Here is a 22,713-nt window from a genome sequence, read left to right as displayed (position 1 = left end):
TTAAAACAGCATTTAAACTTTATGAAAATAGCTTTACTCTTACCAAGATCTGTCATTTATCCATCGCTGTCCTTTGATATAATGGACGGATTTAAATCTGCACTTAAAAAATTAGGAACCAGCGAAAATCATGAAATCGTAACGGCCGGCATTGGTGTTGGCGGGAACGATAAAGAAATTCACGACTGCTGTGAACAGCTTTTACTAAATGGTACAGATATTATAATTGCCTATGTAAATCCTCTAACAGCCGAATTTATACAGCCTATTTTTGAAAGTGCGGGCAAATTACTGCTTGTTTTAGACAGCGGTTATCATTTTCAGACTTTTGATAAAATATTATCTAACGTGTATTTTATTTCTTTGGAAGGTGCTCTCTGCTCCCGCGCCATTGTACGTAAAGCTTTTGATGAAGGTCAAAATAATTTTGCTTTTACCTGTTCTTTTTATGATGCCGGCTACCGAGCTCCTTATACATTTTCGACTGCTGTTGAGGATAAAGGAGGAACTGTTAATTATACTCATGTAACGCCTTTACAGCGTGCCGATATTAATTTACAGCCTTTGGAACAGTTTCTTGAAGAAAATCAGGATGCATCGTTATTTACCTCATTCTGCGGCGATATGGCCGAAGATTTCTTTAGAGAATCGGCAAAACTAAAAAATGTGGCTTCCCGCAAAACATACGGAAGCGGTTTTACTGCCGAAGAACTCTGGATAAGTAAAATACCATATCCGGGATATAACTGGAGTTGTGCCGTGCCATGGTCTGCAAGTACTTCGAATAAAGAAAATGAAGATTTTGTTGCGGTAATGACCAATATTAAAGAGCAAAAAGCAAATGTTTTTTCGCTGCTTGGATGGGAAGCTGCTTTGTTTATTGATGCCCTGAATGGTTCATCATTAGACGGTGCCGTGATTGATTCTCCAAGAGGAAAAGTATACATGAATCCAAATACCCGATCTTCTGAGGCACCGGTGTACTATGCAACGGTAACAAAAAATGAAGAAACCGGAAATTGCCGCTTAGAAAATATAACTGAAGCGCATGATCTAGCCGAAGAACGTGAACGTCTGCATCATCATATTCTTGCTATTAAAGAAACTACTTCTGCATCCTGGTTTAATTCTTATGCCTGTTTAGAGTCATGAATCCAACACGCGACATAGTAGTTTTATGTAATAACCGTCTGGCTTTTCCGGCTATACAAACATTACACAGCATGGGAAGACTTCATACAATAGGAGTTCCTGTGAATAATGAAGATGTAAAAGCTTTCTGTTCGCTTTTTGCCGCTAAAACCGGCATTGGCTTAATATGGTTTGAAAATGCTAAGCTCAAAATTCAACTGGAAGAAATTATAAAAATCCCGAATCTGAAAAATATCTTCACGATGACTTTTCCATGGAAAATCCCCGAAGATATTCTGGAGAAAAGGCCCAATGTTTTTTATAATTTTCATTATGGATTATTACCTGAAATGCGCGGTTCTGATCCTGTTTTTGAATCTATCAGAAAACAAAAACAAGAAACCGGAATTTCTGTTCACGCGGTTGAAAAAGAAATCGATAAAGGAAAAATAATCCTGAAAAAGACACTGCCTCTTCATACAGATCTGACTCACGGAATGCTTTGCACTAATTTGTCTTATCTGGCTTCTTATATTTTACCTGAACTCTTTACATTATTGCACAATAACGATAAAGGCACAATTCAGGATGAATCTCTGGCAAGTTATTACAAGAAACCCACCATTACCGATGTTACGATTCAGTGGGAAAATCAGGATTCAAAATCGATTCAGGCTTTGGTAAATGCCTGTAATCCGTGGAACAAAGGAGCTTATACACAATGGAATGGTTTAAATATACGAATTCTGGAAGTTTCCTTAACCAATACCTTAACAGATCGTCCAAGAGCCCCGGGCACGATTCTCGAGATAAATGAAAACAACGGACTGATTATTCAGTGTTACAACAATACACAGCTCCGTATTAATACAGTTTATACTGACGAAGGATTTATGAGTGGGCACAAACTGCTCGCTTTTGGCATTAAAAACGGCGAACAATTTGCCACTCTATAATTTAACTAATCTTAATTATGAAACATTTTTACTCACAAATCAAAAAGTTCTTAAATATCGCCTTGTTTTTAGGGATATTTTTGCAGAGTTACTTAGGTAACTCCCAAGCGACCAATCTTACGGTCGGACAGCTTATATTCACCGGATTCGATTCCAATTATCCTGCGGCTGACGGTGATGAATTTTCATTTGTCTGCCTTGTAGCTCTTAATGGAGGCACCACGATCAACTTTACAGACAGAGGATATTCTGACTTAGGTGCCTGGTCAACAACAAATCCATCTGAAGGTACTGTTAAATGGGTTACCGGAGCTAGTATAATTCCGGCCGGAACAGAGATTATTGTGAAGGGCTTACAAGCTTTTACTTATGATATTGGTACCAGCAGCAGAACTCCGAATGGTACTGTAACCCGTACTGACGGTACTATGCCCAATGGATTGAACTTATCCGCTTTTGGAGATCAGATCATTGCTTTTCAGGGTGGGGGCGATATTGTTACCGGACCTGGCGCTCTTTTAATCGGCGGTCTGCACTATTACATATGTCCAGAAGGAACAACACAATCAGGATGGGATGATGCTGCATGTGCTGACGGGACCAATGGTTCAACTATGCCTCCGGGTCTTGTAGGAGGAACGAGTGCTTTTTATCCGGGAGGAACTGATCAGCCAAGTGCAGGTAAATTTAATATTGGCAGCGGTGCTCCAGTAAACAATGCTGCAAATCTTAGAACTTCTCTAATGACTCAGGGTAACTGGACTTTGTCACAGACAACTATTTCGATGCCTTCGGGAGCACCATTCTTAGCCGCACCAACCACAATTACTACACAGCCATTAAGCAAAACTGTGTGTTCCGGCAGCAATACATCATTTTCTGTAGTTGCAGGCGGTACTGTATCTTCTTATCAATGGCAGGTTGATACACATGATGGGTCTGGTTTTGTTAACCTCACAAACACAGCGCCTTATTCAGGTGCATTTACTGCAACATTAAACATTACCGGTATTACTTCGAGTATGTCGGGAAATTCATATCGCGTTATAGTAACAGGTTCAGGATCTGTAACTTCAAATGCAGCTATAGCAAGTGTTCCGGCTCCTTTAACCTCTTTAATACAGTCTCAAAGTAATGTAAGTATTTATGGAGGAAACAACGGTGCAGCAACGCTAACAGTTTCAGGGGGTACAACACCGTATTTTTATTCGTGGTCACCATCTGGAGGAACGGGTTCCGGTGCAAGTAACCTTAGCGCAGGAACTTATACTGTTACTATTACAGACAGCACTCCTAATGGTCTTGGCGGCTGTAGTACCACACAAACGGTAACCATTACGCAGCCAGCAGGAATTATTGTATCTACTACTTCTCTAAACCCTTTTACATCTTGTACCGGGGGAGTATCAACAACACAGAACTTTACTGTTTCGGGAGGCAATTTAACAGCTAACGTTTTTGCAGATGCTCCTACCGGGTTTGAAATTTCTACAGATGCAGTTAATTATTCAGATAATATTACGTTGACTCCACAAAACGGTAATTTATCTGCTACCACTATATATGTAAGACTTGCAAATACAGCAACTGGTACTCCGGCAGGAAATATTACATTTTCATCACCAACTGCGGTAACTCAAAATGTAGCCGTTACAGGAACTGTTACTCCAGCTCCGGCTATTGTAACACAGCCATCCAGTTCTACAATTTGTTCAGGAGGAAATACAACCTTTGCAGCCACAGCATCGAATGCTACAGGAGGTTATAGATGGGAAGTTAATCAGGGATTAGGTTTTATTCCTATTACTGATAATGCAATTTATTCAGGTGCAACAACAGCAACACTTAGTATTACCGGAGCAACTGCCGGTATGAATGGATTTCTTTATCACTTAGTTGCGACAGGATCTTGTACTCCTGATGCAATATCGAACAATGTTGCACTTACTGTGAATTCGGCTCCGGCTATTACAGCGCAACCATCCAGTTCTACAATTTGTTCAGGAGAAAATACTACATTTGCTGCCACTGCTGCAAATACAACAACATATCAGTGGGAAGTAAATAATGGCACCGGTTCAGGTTTTACTCCGATTACAGATAATTCTATTTATTCCGGAGCAGCAACAGCAACTCTTGCTATCACTAATGCAACTGCTGCAATGAATGGATTTTTATACAGATTAGCAGCTTCAGGAACATGTTCGCCCGCTGCAACATCAAACAATGCAGCGCTTACTGTAAACTCTGCTCCGGCTATTACATCACAGCCATCTAACAGTTCAATCTGTAATGGAGCTAATACTGCATTTTCTGCTGTAGCTTCTAACGCTTCAGGATATCAATGGTATGTTAACGAAGGATTAGGCTTCGCCAGCGTCTCTGACGGAGGTGTTTACAGCGGCGCAACTACAGGAACTCTTACTATAACAGGAGCACCTGTTGCTATGAACGGATTTACCTACAGAGTTGTAGCAAGCGGATCATGTACTCCTGCTGCTACATCAAATGATGTTACACTTACTGTAAACCCGTCTCCGGCTATTACGTCACAGCCAACTGCGGGTACTACCTGTGCAGGAGGAAATGCGACTTTTACTGTTGCCGCAAGCAGTGCAACCGGATATCAGTGGTATGTTAATGATGGTGCCGGCTTTAACCCTATCACTAACGGTGGTGTATATAGCGGTGCAACCGGCTCAACACTTACCATTACAGGAGCTACTGCATCTATGAACGGTTTCTTATATCATGTAGCAGCTAATGGAACATGTACACCTAGTGCAACATCAAACAACGCAGTACTTACTGTTAACTCGGCTCCTGCAATTACGGCACAGCCGGCAAGCAGTACAATCTGTGAAGGTGAAAATACAATATTTGCTGTTACAGCAGACAATGCTGCGAGCTACCGATGGCAGGTAAACCAAGGATTTGGTTACGCTGATGTTCCTCCAGGAGCGCCTTACTCAGGAGAAACTACAGCAACACTTACTATTACTAATGCTGCAGCAAGTCTGAATGGATTTAAATACCAACTTATCGTAAACGGAGTATGTCTTCCGGCAGCTACATCAAATGAAGCTACACTTACAATAAACTCTGCTCCTCAAATTATCACAAATCCTGCTTCGGTTACGGCTTGTATCGGCTCAAATGTAACGTTGTCTGCAGCTGCTGTAAATCAAGGAGGATATCAATGGCAAGTAAATGAGGGTGCCGGTTTTGGCAATATTACAAACGGTGGTGTTTATTCCGGAGCAACAACAGCTTCATTGACTATCACCGGAGCAACTGCTGGAATGAATAATTATTCTTACCGAGTTGTAGCGGCCGGAATTTGTTCACCGCCGGCTACTTCTTCAGCGGCTGTTTTAACTGTACCAACTATCAATTATGCGTCTACACAAGTTAACATAGCTTGTAACGGTGCCGCAAACGGTTCACTAAGTGTAACACCGTCAGGAGGATCAACACCTTATACTTATTTGTGGTCAAATTCTGCCACAACATCTTCTATCTCTAATCTTGCACCAGGTAATTACGATGTAACAATTACAGATGCAAATTCATGTCAGACAACAGCTAGTTTTACTATTTCAGAACCTTCTGCATTAGCATTATCTCAAGCTAGTTTAACTAATGTAAGCTGTAACAATGGTGCAAACGGAACTGCAACAGTATCTGTCTCAGGCGGAACTCCGGGTTATACCTATTCCTGGGCTCCTTACGGAGGAACAAATGCAACTGCAACAGGTCTTTCAGCAGGAACCTTTACGGTTACCGTAACAGATGCTTACAACTGCAGCAGTACTCTTGATTTTGAAATTACACAACCTGATGCTCTTTCAGTAACACCATCACAAACTAATATTCTTTGTAATGGCACTCCAACTGGTTCTGCTTCTGTAACGGTTACAGGAGGAACAGGAACTTATACTTATGCATGGGCTCCATCTGGAGGAACAGCGTCTACTGCAACAGGATTAACGGCAGGAACGTATACTGTAACTATTACAGATGCAAACAACTGCCAGGCTACTGAATCATTCACTATTACAGAACCTGCGGTATTAACTGCAATTCCTGTGGCCCAGACAAATATAGCTTGTTATGGAGATGCTACCGGATCTGCTTCTGTAACTGCATCAGGAGGAACAGGTACTTATACCTATTCATGGGCTCCATCTGGAGGAACAGCATCTACTGCAATAGGATTATCGGCAGGAACATATGTTGTAACAATAACAGATGTAAATTCTTGTACAGCAACACAAGCTTTCACTATTACTGAACCTTCTGCTCCACTTAGTGTAACTTCTTCATCTACACCTGTTAGCTGTTTTGGAGGTGCTAACGGAACTGCAACAGTATCTGTTTCAGGAGGAACATTAGGATATACCTATTCATGGGCTCCTTACGGAGGAACTGCTTCTACTGCAATAGGTCTTGAGGCAGGTCCTTATACCGTAACTATTACAGATGCTAACGGATGTACACTTACTGAAAATGTAACTGTTGGCTCTCCTGCTCAATTTGCAGCGACTTTCACAAAAACAGATGTTTCTTGTAATGGAGGAGTAAATGGTACTGCCACTATTACAGCAACAGGAGCAACTTTCCCTTATACTTATTCATGGGCTCCATACGGAGGAACTGCTGCTACTGCAACAGGCTTAGCTGCAGGAACTTTTACAGTAACTATCGAGGACGCAAATGGATGTGTTTATCAGGAATCTGTAACAATTAATGAAAATGCACCAGTAGGTTATACTCAATCACAAACAAATGTTCTTTGTAACGGTACTTCTACAGGAAGTGCTACAGTGACTGCAAGCGGAGGAACGGGAACATATACTTATGTATGGTCTCCATCTGGAGGAACAGCTGCAACTGCAACTGGTCTTTCAGTAGGCAACTATTCTGTTCTTATTACAGACGGTAACGGATGTGTAGCTACAGCAAACTTCATGCTTACTGAACCTGCAGTATTAGATGCTGTTACATCTCAAACAGATGCTACTTGCTCTACAGGAGGAGAAGCAGAAGTTACACCAAACGGCGGCACAACTCCTTATTCTTACTTATGGTCTGACGGACAAACGACAGCTGCTGCAACCGGATTAACTGCCGGAAACTATTCTGTAGTCATTACAGATGCTAACGGATGTACAATAACTAAAAACTTCACAATAGGCACTACTAATACATTAGTTGCCACAACATCTCAAACTGATGTTTTATGTAATGGAGGAAACACCGGATCTGCCTCTGTGGTGCCATCAGGTGCTGTTGGTCCATTCACTTATGTTTGGTCACCATCTGGAGGAACTGCAGATACTGCAACCGGATTAACTGCTGGTAATTACTCTGTAACAATTACAGCCGGAAACGGATGTTCAATTGTGAAAAACTTTACTATATCAGAACCAAGCGCTATCGCAATTTCGCCATCACAAACTAATGTAACTTGTAATCAGGGATCAAACGGATCTGCAACAGTGAGTGTTACAGGCGGAACAGGTTCTTATACATACTCATGGGCTCCAGCAGGAGGAACTTCTGCTACTGCAACTGGATTAACTGCAGGAATTTATACTGTAACCGTAACCGATGCTAACTTATGTACAGCAACAGAAACTATTACAATAACAGAACCGGATGCAATCATTGCTACACCTTCTAAAACAGATATTTCTTGTAACGGAGGGGTTAACGGAACTGCAACAGTAACCGTTACCGGGGGAACAGGTGCTTATACGTACTCATGGGCTCCTTATGGAGGAACTGCTGCTACTGCAACTGGATTAGCTGCAGGAACTTTTACAGTAACTATTACAGATGCTAACGGATGTACCGGTACACAGGATATTATTATTATCGAGCCGGCTGCTATCACGGCATCAATTGTTCAGACAGATGTTACTTGTAACGGATTAGCTGACGGATCTGCAACAGTTACTGCTGCAGGAGGTACAGGAGCATATACCTATTCATGGGCTCCATCTGGAGGAACTGCTGAAACTGCAAGCGGATTAGCTGCAGGAATTTATACGGTAACTATTACAGATGCTAATGGATGTACAGGAACACAAAGCGTAACAATCGCAGAACCAACTGCTTTAACTGCAGCCATTTCTCATACTGATGTTACTTGTAATTTAGGATCAGACGGAAGTGCTACAGTAAGCGTTTCAGGAGGAACTGCAGGATATACATATTCTTGGGCTCCATCTGGAGGAACTGCTGCAACTGCAACAGGATTAACTGCGGGAATTTATACAGTTACTGTAACAGATGCAAACGGATGTACTGCAACTGAAAACGTTACTATTGCTCAGCCAACTGCTATAGATGTAACTGCTGTAACAACAAATGTTACTTGTAACGGAGATTCTAACGGATCTATTGCTTTAACTGTAACAGGAGGTACCGGAGCTTATACTTACTCATGGTTACACTCTGGTGAAACAACTTCTGCGGTTTCAGGATTAGCTGCGGGTGATTATATTGCAACCGTTACAGATGCTAACGGATGTTTTTCTTCATTAACCATCACTATTAATGAGCCTGCTGTTCTTGCTGCAACTGTTTCTAAAACAGATGTTTCTTGTAACGGAGGTGTTAACGGAACTGCAACTGCAACCGTTACAGGAGGAACAGGTGCTTATACGTACTCATGGGCTCCTTATGGAGGAACAGCTGCAACTGCAGCCGGATTAGCTGCAGGAACTTTTACAGTAACTATTACAGATGCTAACGGATGTACTGCAACTCAAACTATTGCAATCGCACAACCTGCACTACTTATAGGAACAATAACAGGAACTGATGTTTCTTGTCCTGGTTCTAATGACGGAACTGCTGCTGTAGTTGTTACAGGAGGAATGGCTCCATACACTTACTCATGGTCTCCATCTGGAGGAACTGCCGATACAGCAACAGGATTAACTGCAGGAATTTATACGGTAACTATTACAGATGCTAACGGATGTACTGCAACTCAAACTATTACTATAGGAGTAGCTGATGATACAACTGCACCAGTACCAACTGTTGCCAATTTACCTCAAATTACAGGATTTTGTTCTGTTTTAGCTGCCGAAATTGCGATTCCAACCGCAACAGATACCTGCGCAGGAACTATTAACGGAACTACCACAGATCCGCTAAACTATACTGCTGCAGGAACGTATACAATTACATGGACTTATGATGACGGAAACGGAAATACTTCTAGTCAAAATCAGACAGTAGTAGTATCAGAATCACCTCTTGAAGCTGTAACGTTCAATAATGCAGTCTTTACTTATGACGGAACTGCACATTCAGCTGAGGTTGAGAATCTTCCTGCCGGAGCTACTGTAGCGTATTCAGCAAATAACGGAGCTGTAAATGCAGGAACTTATCAAATCACTGCAACTATTACACCTGCTGCAACATCACCAAATTGTTCAGTACTAGTTCTTACTGCAGATTTGATTATAAATAAAGCACCACAGCAGATTACATTTGATGCTATTCCAGTAAAAACTCTTGGAGTAAACAATACATTTGATCTGGATGCAACATCAAGTTCAGGATTAGCGGTAACGTATACCTCTACTTTTGATTCACCTCAGGCACCAGCTACTGTTTCTGCTGATGGTGAAGTAACGATGCTTACTTCTGGTGAAATACTAATTACAGCACACCAGGAAGGAGATAACAACTATCTTCCTGCCGATGAGGTTTCCAGATTATTAGTAATCCTAAACAACAACATCGACGTTGCCAGAATTACTATCGGAAACAAAATTTTCGAAAACCCTGCTAAAGTGATTTATCATTTATTAGCTTGCGGCGAAACAAATCCAAATGTTTCTGTTGTAAATGAATCAAATGCGATTATTACACCAGCTCCTAATTTTACAATTCAGACTCCTAAACCGGGAATCTATACTCAGGATGTAAACATTACATCTCAGGATGGAAGCGCATCTGCAACGTATACTCTTACAGTTGAAAAACCGTTTGGATTCTTTGATATTGTTCAGGTTAAATTCAACAATGTGCTTATAGTAAATAATAACCCTAATACAAACGGAGGTTATCAGTTTACAGCATACCAATGGTTTAAAAACGGGCAATTGATTGGAACTGGTCAGTACTATTCTGCCGGAGAAACTCAAGGAAACGTACTGGATCCAACTGCTGATTACATGGTGAAAATGACCACTGCAGACGGAAAAGTTCTTCAAACATGTACTGCAAAAGTTTTACCAACCAACACACTTCAGGCAAGAATTTATCCTAACCCTGTTGCTGTAGGTAAAGTAGTTACTATCGATGCTGATTTCCCTCAGGAAGAATTAGACAACATGGAGATCAGTCTTTACAATGTTGCAGGACAATTGGTAAAAACTGTGAAGTCTTCTACAGCACAAACTGAAATTCAATTGCCTCAAACAGCTGATGGTAATATGTTTTTGGTTGTTCTTCAAACTCCAAACGTTACAAAATCTTTCAAAGTGATTGTAAAATAAATAAATCTGCCAGTACTATTTTTTAGTACTGGCATAATATAAAATAAGATGAAAAAATATATAAACAACTGTAAAACATCACTTATCATGATCACAGTGCTTTTAGCATCCTGCTATACATATGGTCAGGATAAAAAGCAAGAGTTTTCGATTTCGATTGGAGGTCCTTTTTCGTTTGTAAACTCTACGTCGGCTGGAAAAACTGTTCCTGGAAATGGTGTTAGCGCGGGACTTCGTTATATGTATTACCTTAACGAAGGGCTAAGTGTTGGTGTTGGTGTAGAGTACCAGACATACAGCACCGATACTAAATTCGGCTTTACTTCAGGTCAGTATGGCGCTGTCGATGCCGAAAATGAATCATTTCAGTTTAGATACAAAGCCACTAATTTAAGAGAAGAACAAAAACTGAGCTATATCAATATCCCAATCGGAATTCAGTTTGAAACTCCGGGTACTTCTCAATTCTTTATTGGCGGTGGTGCCAAAATTGGTATTGCGGCAAGTGGCAGTTATCAGACTAAAATAGGAAATCTGACTACAAGCGGGTATTATCCGCAGTATAATGTAGAATTGTTCAATCCTGCTTTTGCCGGTTTTGCCAGCACAAACAATATCGAAACCCGTAAAGAAGATCTTGATACAAAAGTTTCTTATTCTGCTTTTATCGAAACAGGTTTAAAACAAGCTATCGGAAAAACAAACTCCATTTATTTTGGTGTTTATTTTGAGTACGGTTTGAACAATATCTACGACAAAAGCGATAACAAACAACTTGTTCAGTACAATCCGGAACTTCCTGTAGTATTGTCTTATAACAGCATTTATGATTCTGGTGTGGCAAGAAATATGAGACTGGTTTCGTATGGTCTGAAACTTAGGTTTGCTATGAATTAAGTATAACGTACTATTTTTATACGAAAAAGAGCTGTTCTAATCAAACAGCTCTTTTTTTGTTTTTAAAGAAGGGAAATTCTCATTTAGTATCATAAAAATCAAGGCCTTTTGGATGTTTTTATCAAGTAGTATTCAAAATAGTGTTATTTTTACACTTATATCAACAGTTTTACCGCGAAGGCACTAAATTAAATATTCCGAAGGAATTCTTCTCACCACCACCACGCAGGACCAAAACATTACGATCTTAAAATTTCAAATTGATTCTTGACATTGATATTGATATTGACATTGATTTTTGAATACTTTACTAATAACCAAAAAACCACAAACATGAGAAAATTGCTTATCAGCCTTTTTGTCTCCGCCCTCACCTATTCTACGCAGGCGCAGACCGTATCAGCCTTTAGTCCTGATAAAAATATCAAACTTGAAATTTCCGTCACTAACGGAAGCCCTTATTATTCCCTGTTTTATCAAAAAGATGAATTTCTCAATCAATCGCCGTTAGGACTTTTGAGTACAGCAGGAGACTTTACAAAAGACCTAAAACTCATTGGCTCTAAAACCACTAAAATTCAGGAATCCTATACCCTTAACCGTTCCAAAGTCAGTCAGGTTAATTATAAAGCCAACGAACTTACATGCCATTTTACAAATGCATCAAACGATACTTTACAGGTCATTTTCAGGATTTCCAATACCGATGCGACATTTAGTTACCTACTTCCCAAAACAAAAAAACACAACGGTGCAGGCACTATCGAAAAAGAAATAACAGGATTTAAACTTCCCGCAGGTACAACAACTTTTATCACCCCGCAGGCTCCCCCTTTAAGCGGCTGGGAGAAAACCAAACCTTCTTATGAAGAAGAATATACAAGAGAAGAACCCATAGGAACTAAATCGCAATACGGACTGGGGTATACTTTTCCGGCTCTTTTTCATTTAGGCGATAAAGGCTGGCTGTTACTATCTGAAACCGGCGTTGGCGGCAATTATGTGGGAACCCGATTAAGCGATGCCGAAGCTGACGGAACTTACAGGGTTGCTTTTCCACAGGAAGGAGAAAACAACAGCATAGGTGCTGCAACTGCTTCTGCCCCGTTTCCTATGCAGACTTCATGGAAAACCATTACATTAGGCCGGACTTTAAAACCAATTGTAGAATCAACCGCTTCAACAGATGTGGTCAAACCAATTGTAAAATCTGCTAAAGTATTTGAAACCGGTCGTGCCAGCTGGAGCTGGATTGTATGGCAGGACGAAAGCTGTAATTACAACGACCAGAAAACTTTTATTGATCTTGCAGCCGATTTAAAATGTGAATTCATTCTAATTGATGCGCTTTGGGATGTTCAGATTGGAAAAGAAAAATTAGCCGAACTGGTTCAGTACGCCAAATCAAAAAATGTGGGCGTTTTATTATGGTATAACTCTAACGGAAACTGGAACAATGCGCCCCAAGGTCCAAAAAACCGAATGAACACACCTGAAGCCCGACGTGAAGAAATGAAATGGCTGCAGCAAATTGGAGTAAAAGGTTTAAAAATAGATTTCTTTGGCGGTGACAAACAGGTAACCATGCAATTGTACCACGATATATTAACCGATGCTGCCGAATTTGGTCTGAACATCAATTTTCACGGCACTACCCTGCCGCGCGGATGGGAAAGAATGTATCCTAATTTCATGACCAGCGAAGCCGTTCTTGCTTCAGAAAATCTGGTTTTCCAGCAGGGATTCAGCGACCGCTATCCTTCAACAGCAACGGTTTACCCTTTTACCCGAAATACGGTTTCTGCAATGGATTTTGGCCCGGTTTTCCTGAACAAACGCTTACACCGTGATCCTAATAAAGGTACAATCCGAAGAACTACAGACGCTTTTGAAATGGCAACCGCAGTAGTTTTCTTTTCTCCCGTTCAGCATTGGGGATTAGTACCGGAAAACCTAAAAGAAAAACCAGCGTATTTATTTGATTATCTTAAAAATGTGCCGACCGTTTGGGATGAAACCCGTTTTATCGACGGCTATCCGGGGAAATACAGTGTCATTGCACGCCGAAAAAATACAAAATGGTACATCGCCGCAATAAACGGTGAGAATAAAGCAAAAAGCATTACGATTGATCTGCCTATGCTTAAAAACAAAGAAGTGTCTATTATATCAGATGGTGAAGGTGCAGATTCTAAATTCAGTACCAAAAAATTTGATAAAAATACGAGTTTCACCCTGGAGCTTTCGCCAAATGGAGGTACAGTGATTTTTATGCCGTAGATATTCATTTAACATTCGGATTCATTTTATACAATCCATATGAGACAAATGCAGACGGCATAAAACATTTCACATTAAATTCGGATAAATTATAAACAAAAAAAGAGGCTGTCTAAGACAGCCTCTTTAGGTTTTTCAAGTTAGTTGTATAAGCTTACTAATTCAAAATACTTCTAAAAATGAATGAAAAACCAAGGTTTTTAATATTGTGGCGCAACGCCTTCCGGTTTTGATTTCATAATAACTTCAACCGTACTTGGTTTGGTAAAAAACTGTTTCGCAAAAGCTTTTAAATCTGCTGCAGTGATTTCATTTAAGGTTTTCTTATAAATCGCATCATCTTTAAACGTTTCGTTATTCAGCATCATATTATTAAGACTTCCCAGCCAGAATCCGTTAGTCATAACTTTTTCTGCTCTTGATTTCAAAACTGTATTTTTAATCGACTGAATATCTTCTTCTTTTGCACCGTTTTTCTGTATTAAAGCAATCTGCTCGTATACAATTTTGGTTAGTTTTTCTTCTTTTTCAGGATCACTGTCAAAGTTAATCGTCATCGAATATTCGTCAGACGGCAGTTTGCTTACGCCCGATCCTACATGAACACCGTAGCTTCCGCCCTCTTCTTCACGAATTAAATCCAGATATTTCTTCGATAATAATTCAGATAAAATATGAAGCGTGAAAACATTTTTGTAGGTGTATGGGAACTGATTTACAAATCGGATATAAACACTCGCTTTTGGTACATTCATCTCACGAACTAATAATTGTTTCGAAGTCCCTTTTGCAGGTTCAAGATGATTGTCTGTAAAATTTTCTTTTTTATTGATATCTGATGAAATGCTTCCAATATATTTTTCAATTAAAGAAAGCGCATTCTCCGGAAGATTTCCGGTGAAAACAAAAGTAAAATCGGCAGCATTTTGAATTCTCTGTTTGTACAATTCAGATGCTTTTTCGAAACTCAGTTGTTTAATAAAATCTTCATTAATCAAAGGCACTCTTTTGTTGCGATTGTAATTCAGCTGCGAAATCGTGTCCTGAAATACCTTCGGATTTGTATTCATTGCATTTTCTAATGAATTGCTGAAATTCGTTACCATTCTCGAATACGAATCTTTATCAAACCTTGGTTCTTCAAAATACAGGTATGTAAGCTGTAACAAGGTTTCGAAATCTTTTTGGTTGCTTGAACCTTTAAAACCTTCTGTCAGTTCTGTAATATACGGTTTAACATTTGCAATTTTTCCGTTTAATTTATCACTTAAATCAGTGCTTTTAAAAGCGCCTAAACCAGAACTTTCTACCAGACTTACCGCAATTTGTGCCGAAGGAATATCTTCGGTTTTAATTAACGAACTTCCTCCAAAACTAAACGCAGAAAACAATACTTCATCTTTTGCCAGTGTTGTCGGGTACAATACGATTTTGGCACCATTGCTCAAAACATAACTTTTAGCTCCTGCAATTCCTTCAACAGCCGTTTCCTTTTCGGCTTTAGAACCTTTTAATTCTTCTTTAATCAAAGGCTGATCCGTATCTGACTCTTTGTATTTTTCAAGAGGCATTTTTTTAACAGCTGCAATAATCGCCTCATAATCTGCTTTTGATGGATAAACCACATCGCTTTTATCCGGTCCCGTAACCGTCATAACAACATTATCAACTGTCTGTATTTTTTTTACCGCCTGGTTTACATCAGCAAGAGTAATGGATGACAGTCTCGTTTTAATGTTCTCGTATTGTGTTTCAATACTTTCAAAAGGAGCTGCTTTTAGGAAATGATTAACCAGTTCTTCTGAAAATTCATCATTATCAATTTTATCTTTATTCTGAAGCACATTTTCATAAAAACTCAAAACACCTTCTTTGTTTCGGTCCAGTTCTTTTTGAGTAAATCCGTAACGAACTGCTCTTTCGGTTTCAATCATCATTTCCCTGAAACCTTCTTTAGTCTTATTATTTTTTGGCGTTACGTACAAATAATGCGAATCTGTCAGTCTTGAAACTTCAGACGATCCCGTTCCCATTTTTAAAACAGAAGTTTCGTTGTTCTGGATAAATTCCTGATAACGTCTGTTGATCATATCGGTACACAGATTAGTAACCAAATCTCTTCTGATTGTTTCATTGTTTTTTACCTTATCAAAATCTTTTTTGTAATACAATACAACATTGGTTTCCTGAGCTTCTTTATCTTTTGCCAGCACATATTCCATTCCTTTGTTTTTTGGAACCGAAACGTAATAACGCTGTGCAGGTTTTTTAGGCATTTCGATAGAAGAAAAAGTTTCGATAATCTTCTTTTCGATTTCTTTCGGGTCAATATCTCCCACTACAATCACGGCTTGCAAATCCGGACGGTACCATTTTTTATAATAATCCCTTAAAACCTGATAATCAAAAGTATTAATGATGTTTAAATCACCAATTACATCACGTTTTGCATATTTGGAACCTTTGTACAATACTTTATCCGTTTCAAGACGTAATCTAAAATCTGAATTTCTTCTGGTACGCCATTCTTCTCTGATTACACCGCGCTCTGCATCGATTTCTGCATCTTTCAGTAACAGAAAACCAGACCAGTCATGCAATGCCAAAAGGCAGGAATCTATCAGTTTAGCATCTGTCGACGGCACGTTGCTTAAATTGTAAACCGTTTGGTCCTGCGCTGTATAAGCATTAATATCGGCACCAAAACGTACTCCTTTTTTCTCCAGCATATCGATAATGCCTTTTCCTTCAAAATTTTGTGTACCGTTAAAAGCCATGTGTTCCAGGAAATGCGCCAGTCCGTTCTGGTCGTCATTTTCTAAAATCGCCCCAACGTTTTGGGCAAAATAAAAGCAGACACGGTCTTTTGGCCATTCATTATGAAGGACATAGTATTTCATTCCGTTTTTTAATTTTCCGGAAACGACATCTTTGCTCAGCGGAATCGTGGTCGAAAACTGGGCAGTGCTTTTGAATCCTATAAAAAGGACTAAAAGCCAGTATTTTGATTGGAATATTTTCATTTTTGTTGGTTATATTTTTTTATAGTTGAGTAAAACTAGATGCGGATTTTACTGATTTGCTTTCGCGAAAACATAGATTTTTATCTCACGCAGATCCCGCAGATTTTAACGGATTTTAGCTGATTTAATTTACTCTTTTTTGATTTAGACAGATCAAAAAAATCTGCTTAATCTGCTTCAATCATTTTAAATCTGCGTGAAATTTTTCAAACTTTTATCTTTTGCTACACGCAGATCCCGCTGAATTTAGCTGATTTCATTTACTCTTTTTCGATTTAGACTGATCAAAAAAATCTGTTTAATCTGCTTCAATCAGAAATTAATTATTTTTTAAAATTCCCGATTCCTTCCTGAAGCCAGTTATAATAAGCGTTAATATCCGGATTGTAAGCCGATGGTTTGTTTAAATCTTTTTCGTTATGATCCATTAAAACGTAATACGGCTGTGCATTGGTTTTGTATTTTAAAATTTGAAGTTCGCTCCATTTTTGTCCAGTATATTTTAAAACCTTACCTGTTATTTTAGAAACAACCTGTTCTTCTTTTGGCAAAGGTCTTTTGTCATCTACATACAACGAAATAAGTACGACATCATTATTTAAAACAGCCAGAACTTTTGGATCAGGCCATACGCGTTCTTCCATTTTACGGCAGTTTACACAGGCATAACCTGTAAAATCGATCATAATGGGTTTGTTTACTTTTTTGGCGTAAGCCAGGCCTTCATCGTAATTATGAAAAGTCGGAATTCCGTTTGGACCGCTTTCCGCGCCTTCTGGTAATGCTGTTTTATCTGTATTCTGGATTATTGCATTTCCAAATCCGTTTGGTGATTCACTATATTGTTTTGCAGGCGGAAAACCGCTGATATATTGCAGCGGAGCACCCCAAAGTCCCGGAATCATATATACTACAAATGCCAGTACTACTATTCCTAAACTAAGTCTTCCAACAGAAATATGAGTAGACGGCGTGTCGTGCGACAATTGGATTTTTCCAAATAAATAAAAGGCTAATACGGTAAATATCGCAATCCAAATGGCCAGAAATACTTCTCTTTCTAATAAATGCAATTGCAAAACTAAATCGGCATTGCTTAAGAATTTAAAAGCCAAAGCCAATTCTAAAAATCCTAAAACTACTTTAACCGAATTTAACCAGCCTCCTGATTTTGGAAGTGAATTCATCCATCCCGGGAACGCAGCAAATAAAGTAAATGGTAATGCAATGGCCAATGAAAAACCAAGCATTCCTACAATTGGCGCAATTCCGGCCTGACTTGCCGCCTGAACTAATAAAGTCCCAACGATTGGTCCTGTACATGAAAATGAAACAACGGCCAATGCTAATGCCATGAAGAAGATTCCAAAAGCACCTCCAATTTCTGATTTCTGGTCAATTTTGGTCAGCCATGAACTTGGCAGTACAATTTCGAAAGCACCTAAAAATGACAGGGCAAAAACCAGTAAAAGCAGGAAGAAAACAATATTAAATACCACGTTTGTTGCCAGGGCGTTTAAGGCATCGGCACCAAAAATGGCCGTTACCATACTTCCTAAAATCACATAGATTACGATGATGAAAATTCCGTACATCATAGCATTTCGTATTCCGGCTGCTTTATTTTTACTTTGTTTGGTAAAAAAGCTCACCGTCATAGGAATCATCGGGAAAACACAAGGGGTAAACAAAGCGGCAAGACCTCCTAAAAAGCTGAAGAAAAATAAAGTCCAAAGACTTTCATCTGCTGCTGAAGGCGTTTTCTCTGTGTTGTCTGAAACTTTAGGAGCATCTGTACCGGCTGTACTAACAGAATTTGTTGTGTTGTTTGTTGTATCCTGTTTAGTAATAGATTCGGTATTTTGAATCGAATCAGTATCTTTTGTATCTGTTACAGCTTTTGCAGTTTCCTCGGTTTTAACCGGAATGTCAGATTTTTTAAAAGTAAACTTTACCTCTTTTTCAGATGGCGGCAAACAGCTGTTATCATTGCAGACCATAAAAAATACAGTAGCATCAATGGTAAAAGCATCTGCTGATTTTCGTTCTATGTTTTGGGTAAAAACGGCTTTGTCCTCAAAGTATTTAATACGCATTTGAAAAACCGGATCATCAACTTCATGTCCTTTTGGTTCTACTACAGAGCCTGTTTTTTTATAGTTTTTTGACGGCTGAAATGTAAAGCTCGTTGGCGCCGGTCCTCCATCAGGAACGTTCTGAGAATACACATGCCAGCCTTTGTCTATTTTGGCTGTAATAACCAGTGTATACTTGTTCTCGCCTATTTCTTTTACCGAAGTGGTAAACGAAACGGGATCGTAAATTTGGGCAGTAAGGTTACTTATCGCAAATAAAACTGCGATAAAAAGAAATAGTTTTTTCATAGTAAAATTTTAGGTTTTTATCCTGACGAAGTATACGGTTCGTTAGAAATCTTTGTCAAAGTTTTGAGCTTTGACAAAGATGACTGCCCATATTATTTTTTATAGCGCTGTAAAATCCATTTTGAAATATCATCGAGAACTTCAGGGGCTAACACCTCATCGATTTCTTTGGCTTCATTTTGCGTGCAGGTTTTACAATGCTGATACATATGATTGAGATCCGGATATATTTTAGTGGTAAGATCTTTTGTTTTAAGATATTTCTTAAAAGAATTAATATTCTCTACAGCCGGAACCTGAATGTCCTTATCACCGTTTGCTATAAATACCGGAATGGTAATTTTTGGCAGGTAATCTTCGGGTTTGTAGTGAATCGTGTAACGGTACCACTTTCTGTCCGCATCTTTTCCGTAACGGTATAAGAAGGTTTGGTCACGCCCGTCCAGTAACTGTACTTCTTTTAAAGTTACAGAATCCTGTTTCTGCATCCATTCCTTCAATGCGATTTCCATTGCCGGCTGTGCCGATTCGCCTTCTTTGGTATCGTAGACAATTTTAAACATGATGTTGTACATTTCCATCTGTTTGTCGACTACCTTATCGGCAAATTTATAGCTCTTAAGAATCGCTGTATTTTGAAGATTCAGCATTTCAAGTCCGCTTACTCCTACTCCGGATAAGCTGATCATGAATTTCACATCTTTGTTTCTGGCGCTTACGATAGAAGCGACCATCCCGCCCTCGCTGTGTCCAATTACACCAATGTGCGAACCATCAATATTTTTATCACTTTTCAGGTATGCTATTTCTTCATCAATATCATCGGCGAAATCTCCGGTTGTAGCATTCTGGAAATCTCCGGTTGTCTGTCCATATCCGCGATCGTCTACACGAAGCGAAGCAATTCCGTTACGTGCCAGATAATCAGCCAAAACAGTAAAAAACTGTCTGCCCATATAAGTATAATTACGATCGTGCTGTCCGGTTCCCGAAATTAAAACTGCTATTGGATATTTCTTTTTGTTCTTCGGAATGGTCAATGTTGCACCGTACCTAAGTTTGGTGTTTTTTCCTGTAAAGGTGAAATCTTTCACTTCATAAGGATATGGCTGTTTTGGATGCTGCGAAAAAAATAAAGGTTCAACAGCAGTCTGTTTCTTTAAAACAATAGCGGCTTTTGGAATAGAATAATTATCAAAAATTCCGTTAATCGCCGTTTTATCAGCATTGTATTTTCCTTTAAAAGTAAAATTGTAAACTGCATTTTTAAAGTGAATACTATCCTTGTCTTTTCTTATTCCTACTTTAATCGAATCATATGACATTTCCGGAATGCTCAGCAAAAGTGAATCTTTTTTGCTTTCTAAATCACCGGTGAGTATGATTCGTGTAGAATGGTATTGCCCCTGCCAGATGGTTTGCGAAAAACCAGTCTGACAGTACAATACTAAAATGCTGAGATATAAAAAATTAACGATTTTCATTATTCTAACCTTTTTTTCTAACTAAATTATTTTTTCTCAGCTTTTAAATGTTCAACGATAATCGAAATTTCGTCAGCCAATTCGCTTGGACTTCCAAAATACCCATTTGATAACCATCTAAGGTTTCCGTTTTGGTCGATGATCATTTTTTCCGGAATTCCAGAGAAATGAAATGCTTTTGAATACTGGTCATAAACAGCATCAAGTTTTCCTGTTTTTGGATTTTTACTATCATACAAAATTGTAAAATCAAATCCTTTTTCTTTAATAAAAGCCTGAGTCTGCGCTTTAAAATCTTTGATGTATTCCATTGTATCAACAAAATAGAATTTCACATTCTGATCTTCTTTGTATTTATTTACTGCCATATTCATTCCCGGCATTGCATTTTTACAAGGTCCGCACCACATTGCCCAGAAATCAAGAACCACAATTTTACCTTTTTGGTCAGCTAATTTTACTTTGCCGCCTCGACTGCTTTCCATTTCAAATCCGGCGATTGGAAGATTGATCAATTCTGCGATCAGTTTCTTTTTGTGTACTTCGTTTGTATCTGATTTTAATGCATGTAAATACTCCTCAAACTCGGTTTCTTTTTTACCGTTTTTTACAAACAATTCTTTTAATGTTGTAATCGAGGCAGGTGTAATTTTGTTGGCTCTTGCTGCACTTTCCAAATATGCTTTTCCTTCGGCAGAACTTCCTTCTCTTAAAAGCATTCTTGAATATACTTCGTTGAAAGAAGCATCTTCGTACTTCATAACAGGTCTGATTTTTTCAAGATATTTTTTAGATGCTTCGTAATTTTTGAAAATTTCCAAAAGTTTAGCATAAGTAAAGAATTCTCTTTTACCGTAGTTTAAACATTGCGCCTGCCATTCTTTTAAAGATAATTTCTGAACGTAATCTTTTGGTACAAATGATTCTCTATATTCCAATTCAGGAACAATAGCATCTGCATATTTTTTAAGCGTTTCAAGGTTTGTTTTTTCGATTCCGTCCTGATCTCTGTCAAACGGAATTGAAACTAAATGCCAGGCATAATCTAACAATATACCGTAAGAAACTTTTTTAACGCTGTTGATTGAATAGCTGTAATCTTTGTTTTTTACGATATAGTTGTAAGCGATTCCTTTGAACATTTTATCGTAGTAAAGTGCTTCAATATCTGTATAAACATCCTGATATTTTTCTTGTGGAAAGTTTTTCTCGAATGCTGCATAAGCTTTTACTTTTTTGTCAAAATCAGCTTCTCTAAACAGATCCTGAATTTGTTTGTCGCGTGCCAGAACACCAAACGGATATTTGGTAACTAAAACTGTCTGTACTGAATCTACAAAGGCTTTGTGAGCCGGCTGAGCCAGTAAGTTTAAGGTTTTCTGGATGTTATATTGTGTTGTATTGTCTAAGTTTTTTTCTCCTAAAACATTACGAATTTCTCTCTTTGCTAATTTTGCCTGATCTTCTCCCGTTTCAAGCTGTTTTAACTTTACTCCTTCGTAAAAAACATGCGTACGGCTTTCCGGATGGTATTTTAACTCATTGTTAATCCAGAATAATGATACTTCTTTTTTGATATAAGCACTGTCATGTACTTTATATGGCACCTGATCCTGAAGATCCGGAGATCTTAAAAATCCCCAGCCTATATAAGCGCCAAGGCTTTTTTCTAATATCCATGAATAGGTCATTTTTCCTCCGTTGTCTACAATCGTATCCGATTTAAAAACACAGTTTATAAAGGCCGCTTTACTTGAAAGCTTCATTTTGGCTTCCCACTTTTTATTACCTGCCGATTTTAAGGTAATATCGTCTGCATGCCATTTAAAATTATCATAAGTATACATTACACCATCTACATACTTAGCATTTGCCAGTGGTGTATCTGCAGCATTGTATGTAATTGTTATTTCCTCACCTGCGTTTGGGTGCTCAGGAGTAAGCAGAAATTTTTGTTCTGCGGTCTGTGCCAGTAAAGCAGTGGTAATACTAAAAAAGAATAATACCAATTTTATTTTTTTCATGTGTGTTTT

The 22,713-nt window shown here is 38.8% G+C and carries 9 protein-coding genes; 5 read left to right on the top strand and 4 right to left on the bottom strand.

Features of this window, described 5'->3' with window-relative positions:
• The first annotated feature begins 21 nt into the window (after window positions 1-21).
• The 5 genes from OZP11_RS24315 to OZP11_RS24295 all read left to right on the top strand — a co-directional run bounded on the left by OZP11_RS24315 (window position 22) and on the right by OZP11_RS24295 (window position 13,789).
• Window positions 22-1,152, top strand: coding sequence for an ABC transporter substrate-binding protein (locus tag OZP11_RS24315; protein WP_281233078.1), 1,131 nt, complete (start codon window positions 22-24; stop codon window positions 1,150-1,152).
• A complete protein-coding gene (locus tag OZP11_RS24310) occupies window positions 1,149-2,087 on the top strand; it encodes a formyltransferase family protein (RefSeq protein ID WP_281233077.1) in 939 nt (312 codons plus the stop codon). Before OZP11_RS24315 ends, OZP11_RS24310 begins: the two co-directional genes overlap by 4 nt.
• 17 nt (window positions 2,088-2,104) lie before the next feature.
• Window positions 2,105-10,612, top strand: a complete 8,508-nt coding sequence (locus OZP11_RS24305; RefSeq protein WP_281233076.1) for a T9SS type A sorting domain-containing protein — start codon at window positions 2,105-2,107, stop codon at window positions 10,610-10,612.
• A gap of 48 nt (window positions 10,613-10,660) precedes the next feature.
• Entirely contained in the window at window positions 10,661-11,509 is an 849-nt protein-coding gene (locus tag OZP11_RS24300; RefSeq protein ID WP_281233075.1) for a porin family protein, read from the top strand.
• A gap of 333 nt (window positions 11,510-11,842) precedes the next feature.
• The gene (locus tag OZP11_RS24295; protein ID WP_281233074.1) at window positions 11,843-13,789 is read left to right on the top strand and encodes a glycoside hydrolase family 97 protein; all 1,947 of its coding nucleotides are present in this window, start codon (window positions 11,843-11,845) and stop codon (window positions 13,787-13,789) included.
• A gap of 200 nt (window positions 13,790-13,989) precedes the next feature.
• Here OZP11_RS24295 and OZP11_RS24290 read toward each other — a convergent pair whose 3' ends face one another.
• The 4 genes from OZP11_RS24290 to OZP11_RS24275 all read right to left on the bottom strand — a co-directional run bounded on the left by OZP11_RS24290 (window position 13,990) and on the right by OZP11_RS24275 (window position 22,704).
• Window positions 13,990-16,812 (bottom strand): M16 family metallopeptidase, encoded by a 2,823-nt coding sequence (locus tag OZP11_RS24290; protein ID WP_281233073.1) that lies wholly within the window; start codon window positions 16,810-16,812, stop codon window positions 13,990-13,992.
• Between the two features lie 323 nt (window positions 16,813-17,135).
• Window positions 17,136-19,196 (bottom strand): protein-disulfide reductase DsbD family protein, encoded by a 2,061-nt coding sequence (locus OZP11_RS24285; protein WP_281233072.1) that lies wholly within the window; start codon window positions 19,194-19,196, stop codon window positions 17,136-17,138.
• A gap of 92 nt (window positions 19,197-19,288) precedes the next feature.
• A complete protein-coding gene (locus tag OZP11_RS24280; protein WP_281233071.1) occupies window positions 19,289-20,680 on the bottom strand; it encodes an alpha/beta hydrolase family protein in 1,392 nt (463 codons plus the stop codon).
• 26 nt (window positions 20,681-20,706) lie between these two features.
• Window positions 20,707-22,704 (bottom strand): TlpA family protein disulfide reductase, encoded by a 1,998-nt coding sequence (locus tag OZP11_RS24275; RefSeq protein ID WP_281233070.1) that lies wholly within the window; start codon window positions 22,702-22,704, stop codon window positions 20,707-20,709.
• Window positions 22,705-22,713: the final 9 nt, after the last annotated feature.

The organism is Flavobacterium gelatinilyticum (genome assembly GCF_027111295.1).
Classification (GTDB): domain Bacteria; phylum Bacteroidota; class Bacteroidia; order Flavobacteriales; family Flavobacteriaceae; genus Flavobacterium; species Flavobacterium gelatinilyticum.
This window is presented reverse-complemented; position numbering and strand designations above follow the sequence as displayed.

Excerpts from the sequence above, each read along its gene's own strand:
- OZP11_RS24315 (WP_281233078.1), top strand. The coding sequence starts at position 22 with ATGAAAATAGCTTTACTCTTACCAAGATCTGTCATTTATCCATCGCTG.
- OZP11_RS24310 (WP_281233077.1), top strand. The coding sequence starts at position 1,149 with ATGAATCCAACACGCGACATAGTAGTTTTATGTAATAACCGTCTGGCT.
- OZP11_RS24305 (WP_281233076.1), top strand. The coding sequence starts at position 2,105 with ATGAAACATTTTTACTCACAAATCAAAAAGTTCTTAAATATCGCCTTG.
- OZP11_RS24300 (WP_281233075.1), top strand. The coding sequence starts at position 10,661 with ATGAAAAAATATATAAACAACTGTAAAACATCACTTATCATGATCACA.
- OZP11_RS24295 (WP_281233074.1), top strand. The coding sequence starts at position 11,843 with ATGAGAAAATTGCTTATCAGCCTTTTTGTCTCCGCCCTCACCTATTCT.
- OZP11_RS24290 (WP_281233073.1), bottom strand. The coding sequence starts at position 16,812 with ATGAAAATATTCCAATCAAAATACTGGCTTTTAGTCCTTTTTATAGGA.
- OZP11_RS24285 (WP_281233072.1), bottom strand. The coding sequence starts at position 19,196 with ATGAAAAAACTATTTCTTTTTATCGCAGTTTTATTTGCGATAAGTAAC.
- OZP11_RS24280 (WP_281233071.1), bottom strand. The coding sequence starts at position 20,680 with ATGAAAATCGTTAATTTTTTATATCTCAGCATTTTAGTATTGTACTGT.
- OZP11_RS24275 (WP_281233070.1), bottom strand. The coding sequence starts at position 22,704 with ATGAAAAAAATAAAATTGGTATTATTCTTTTTTAGTATTACCACTGCT.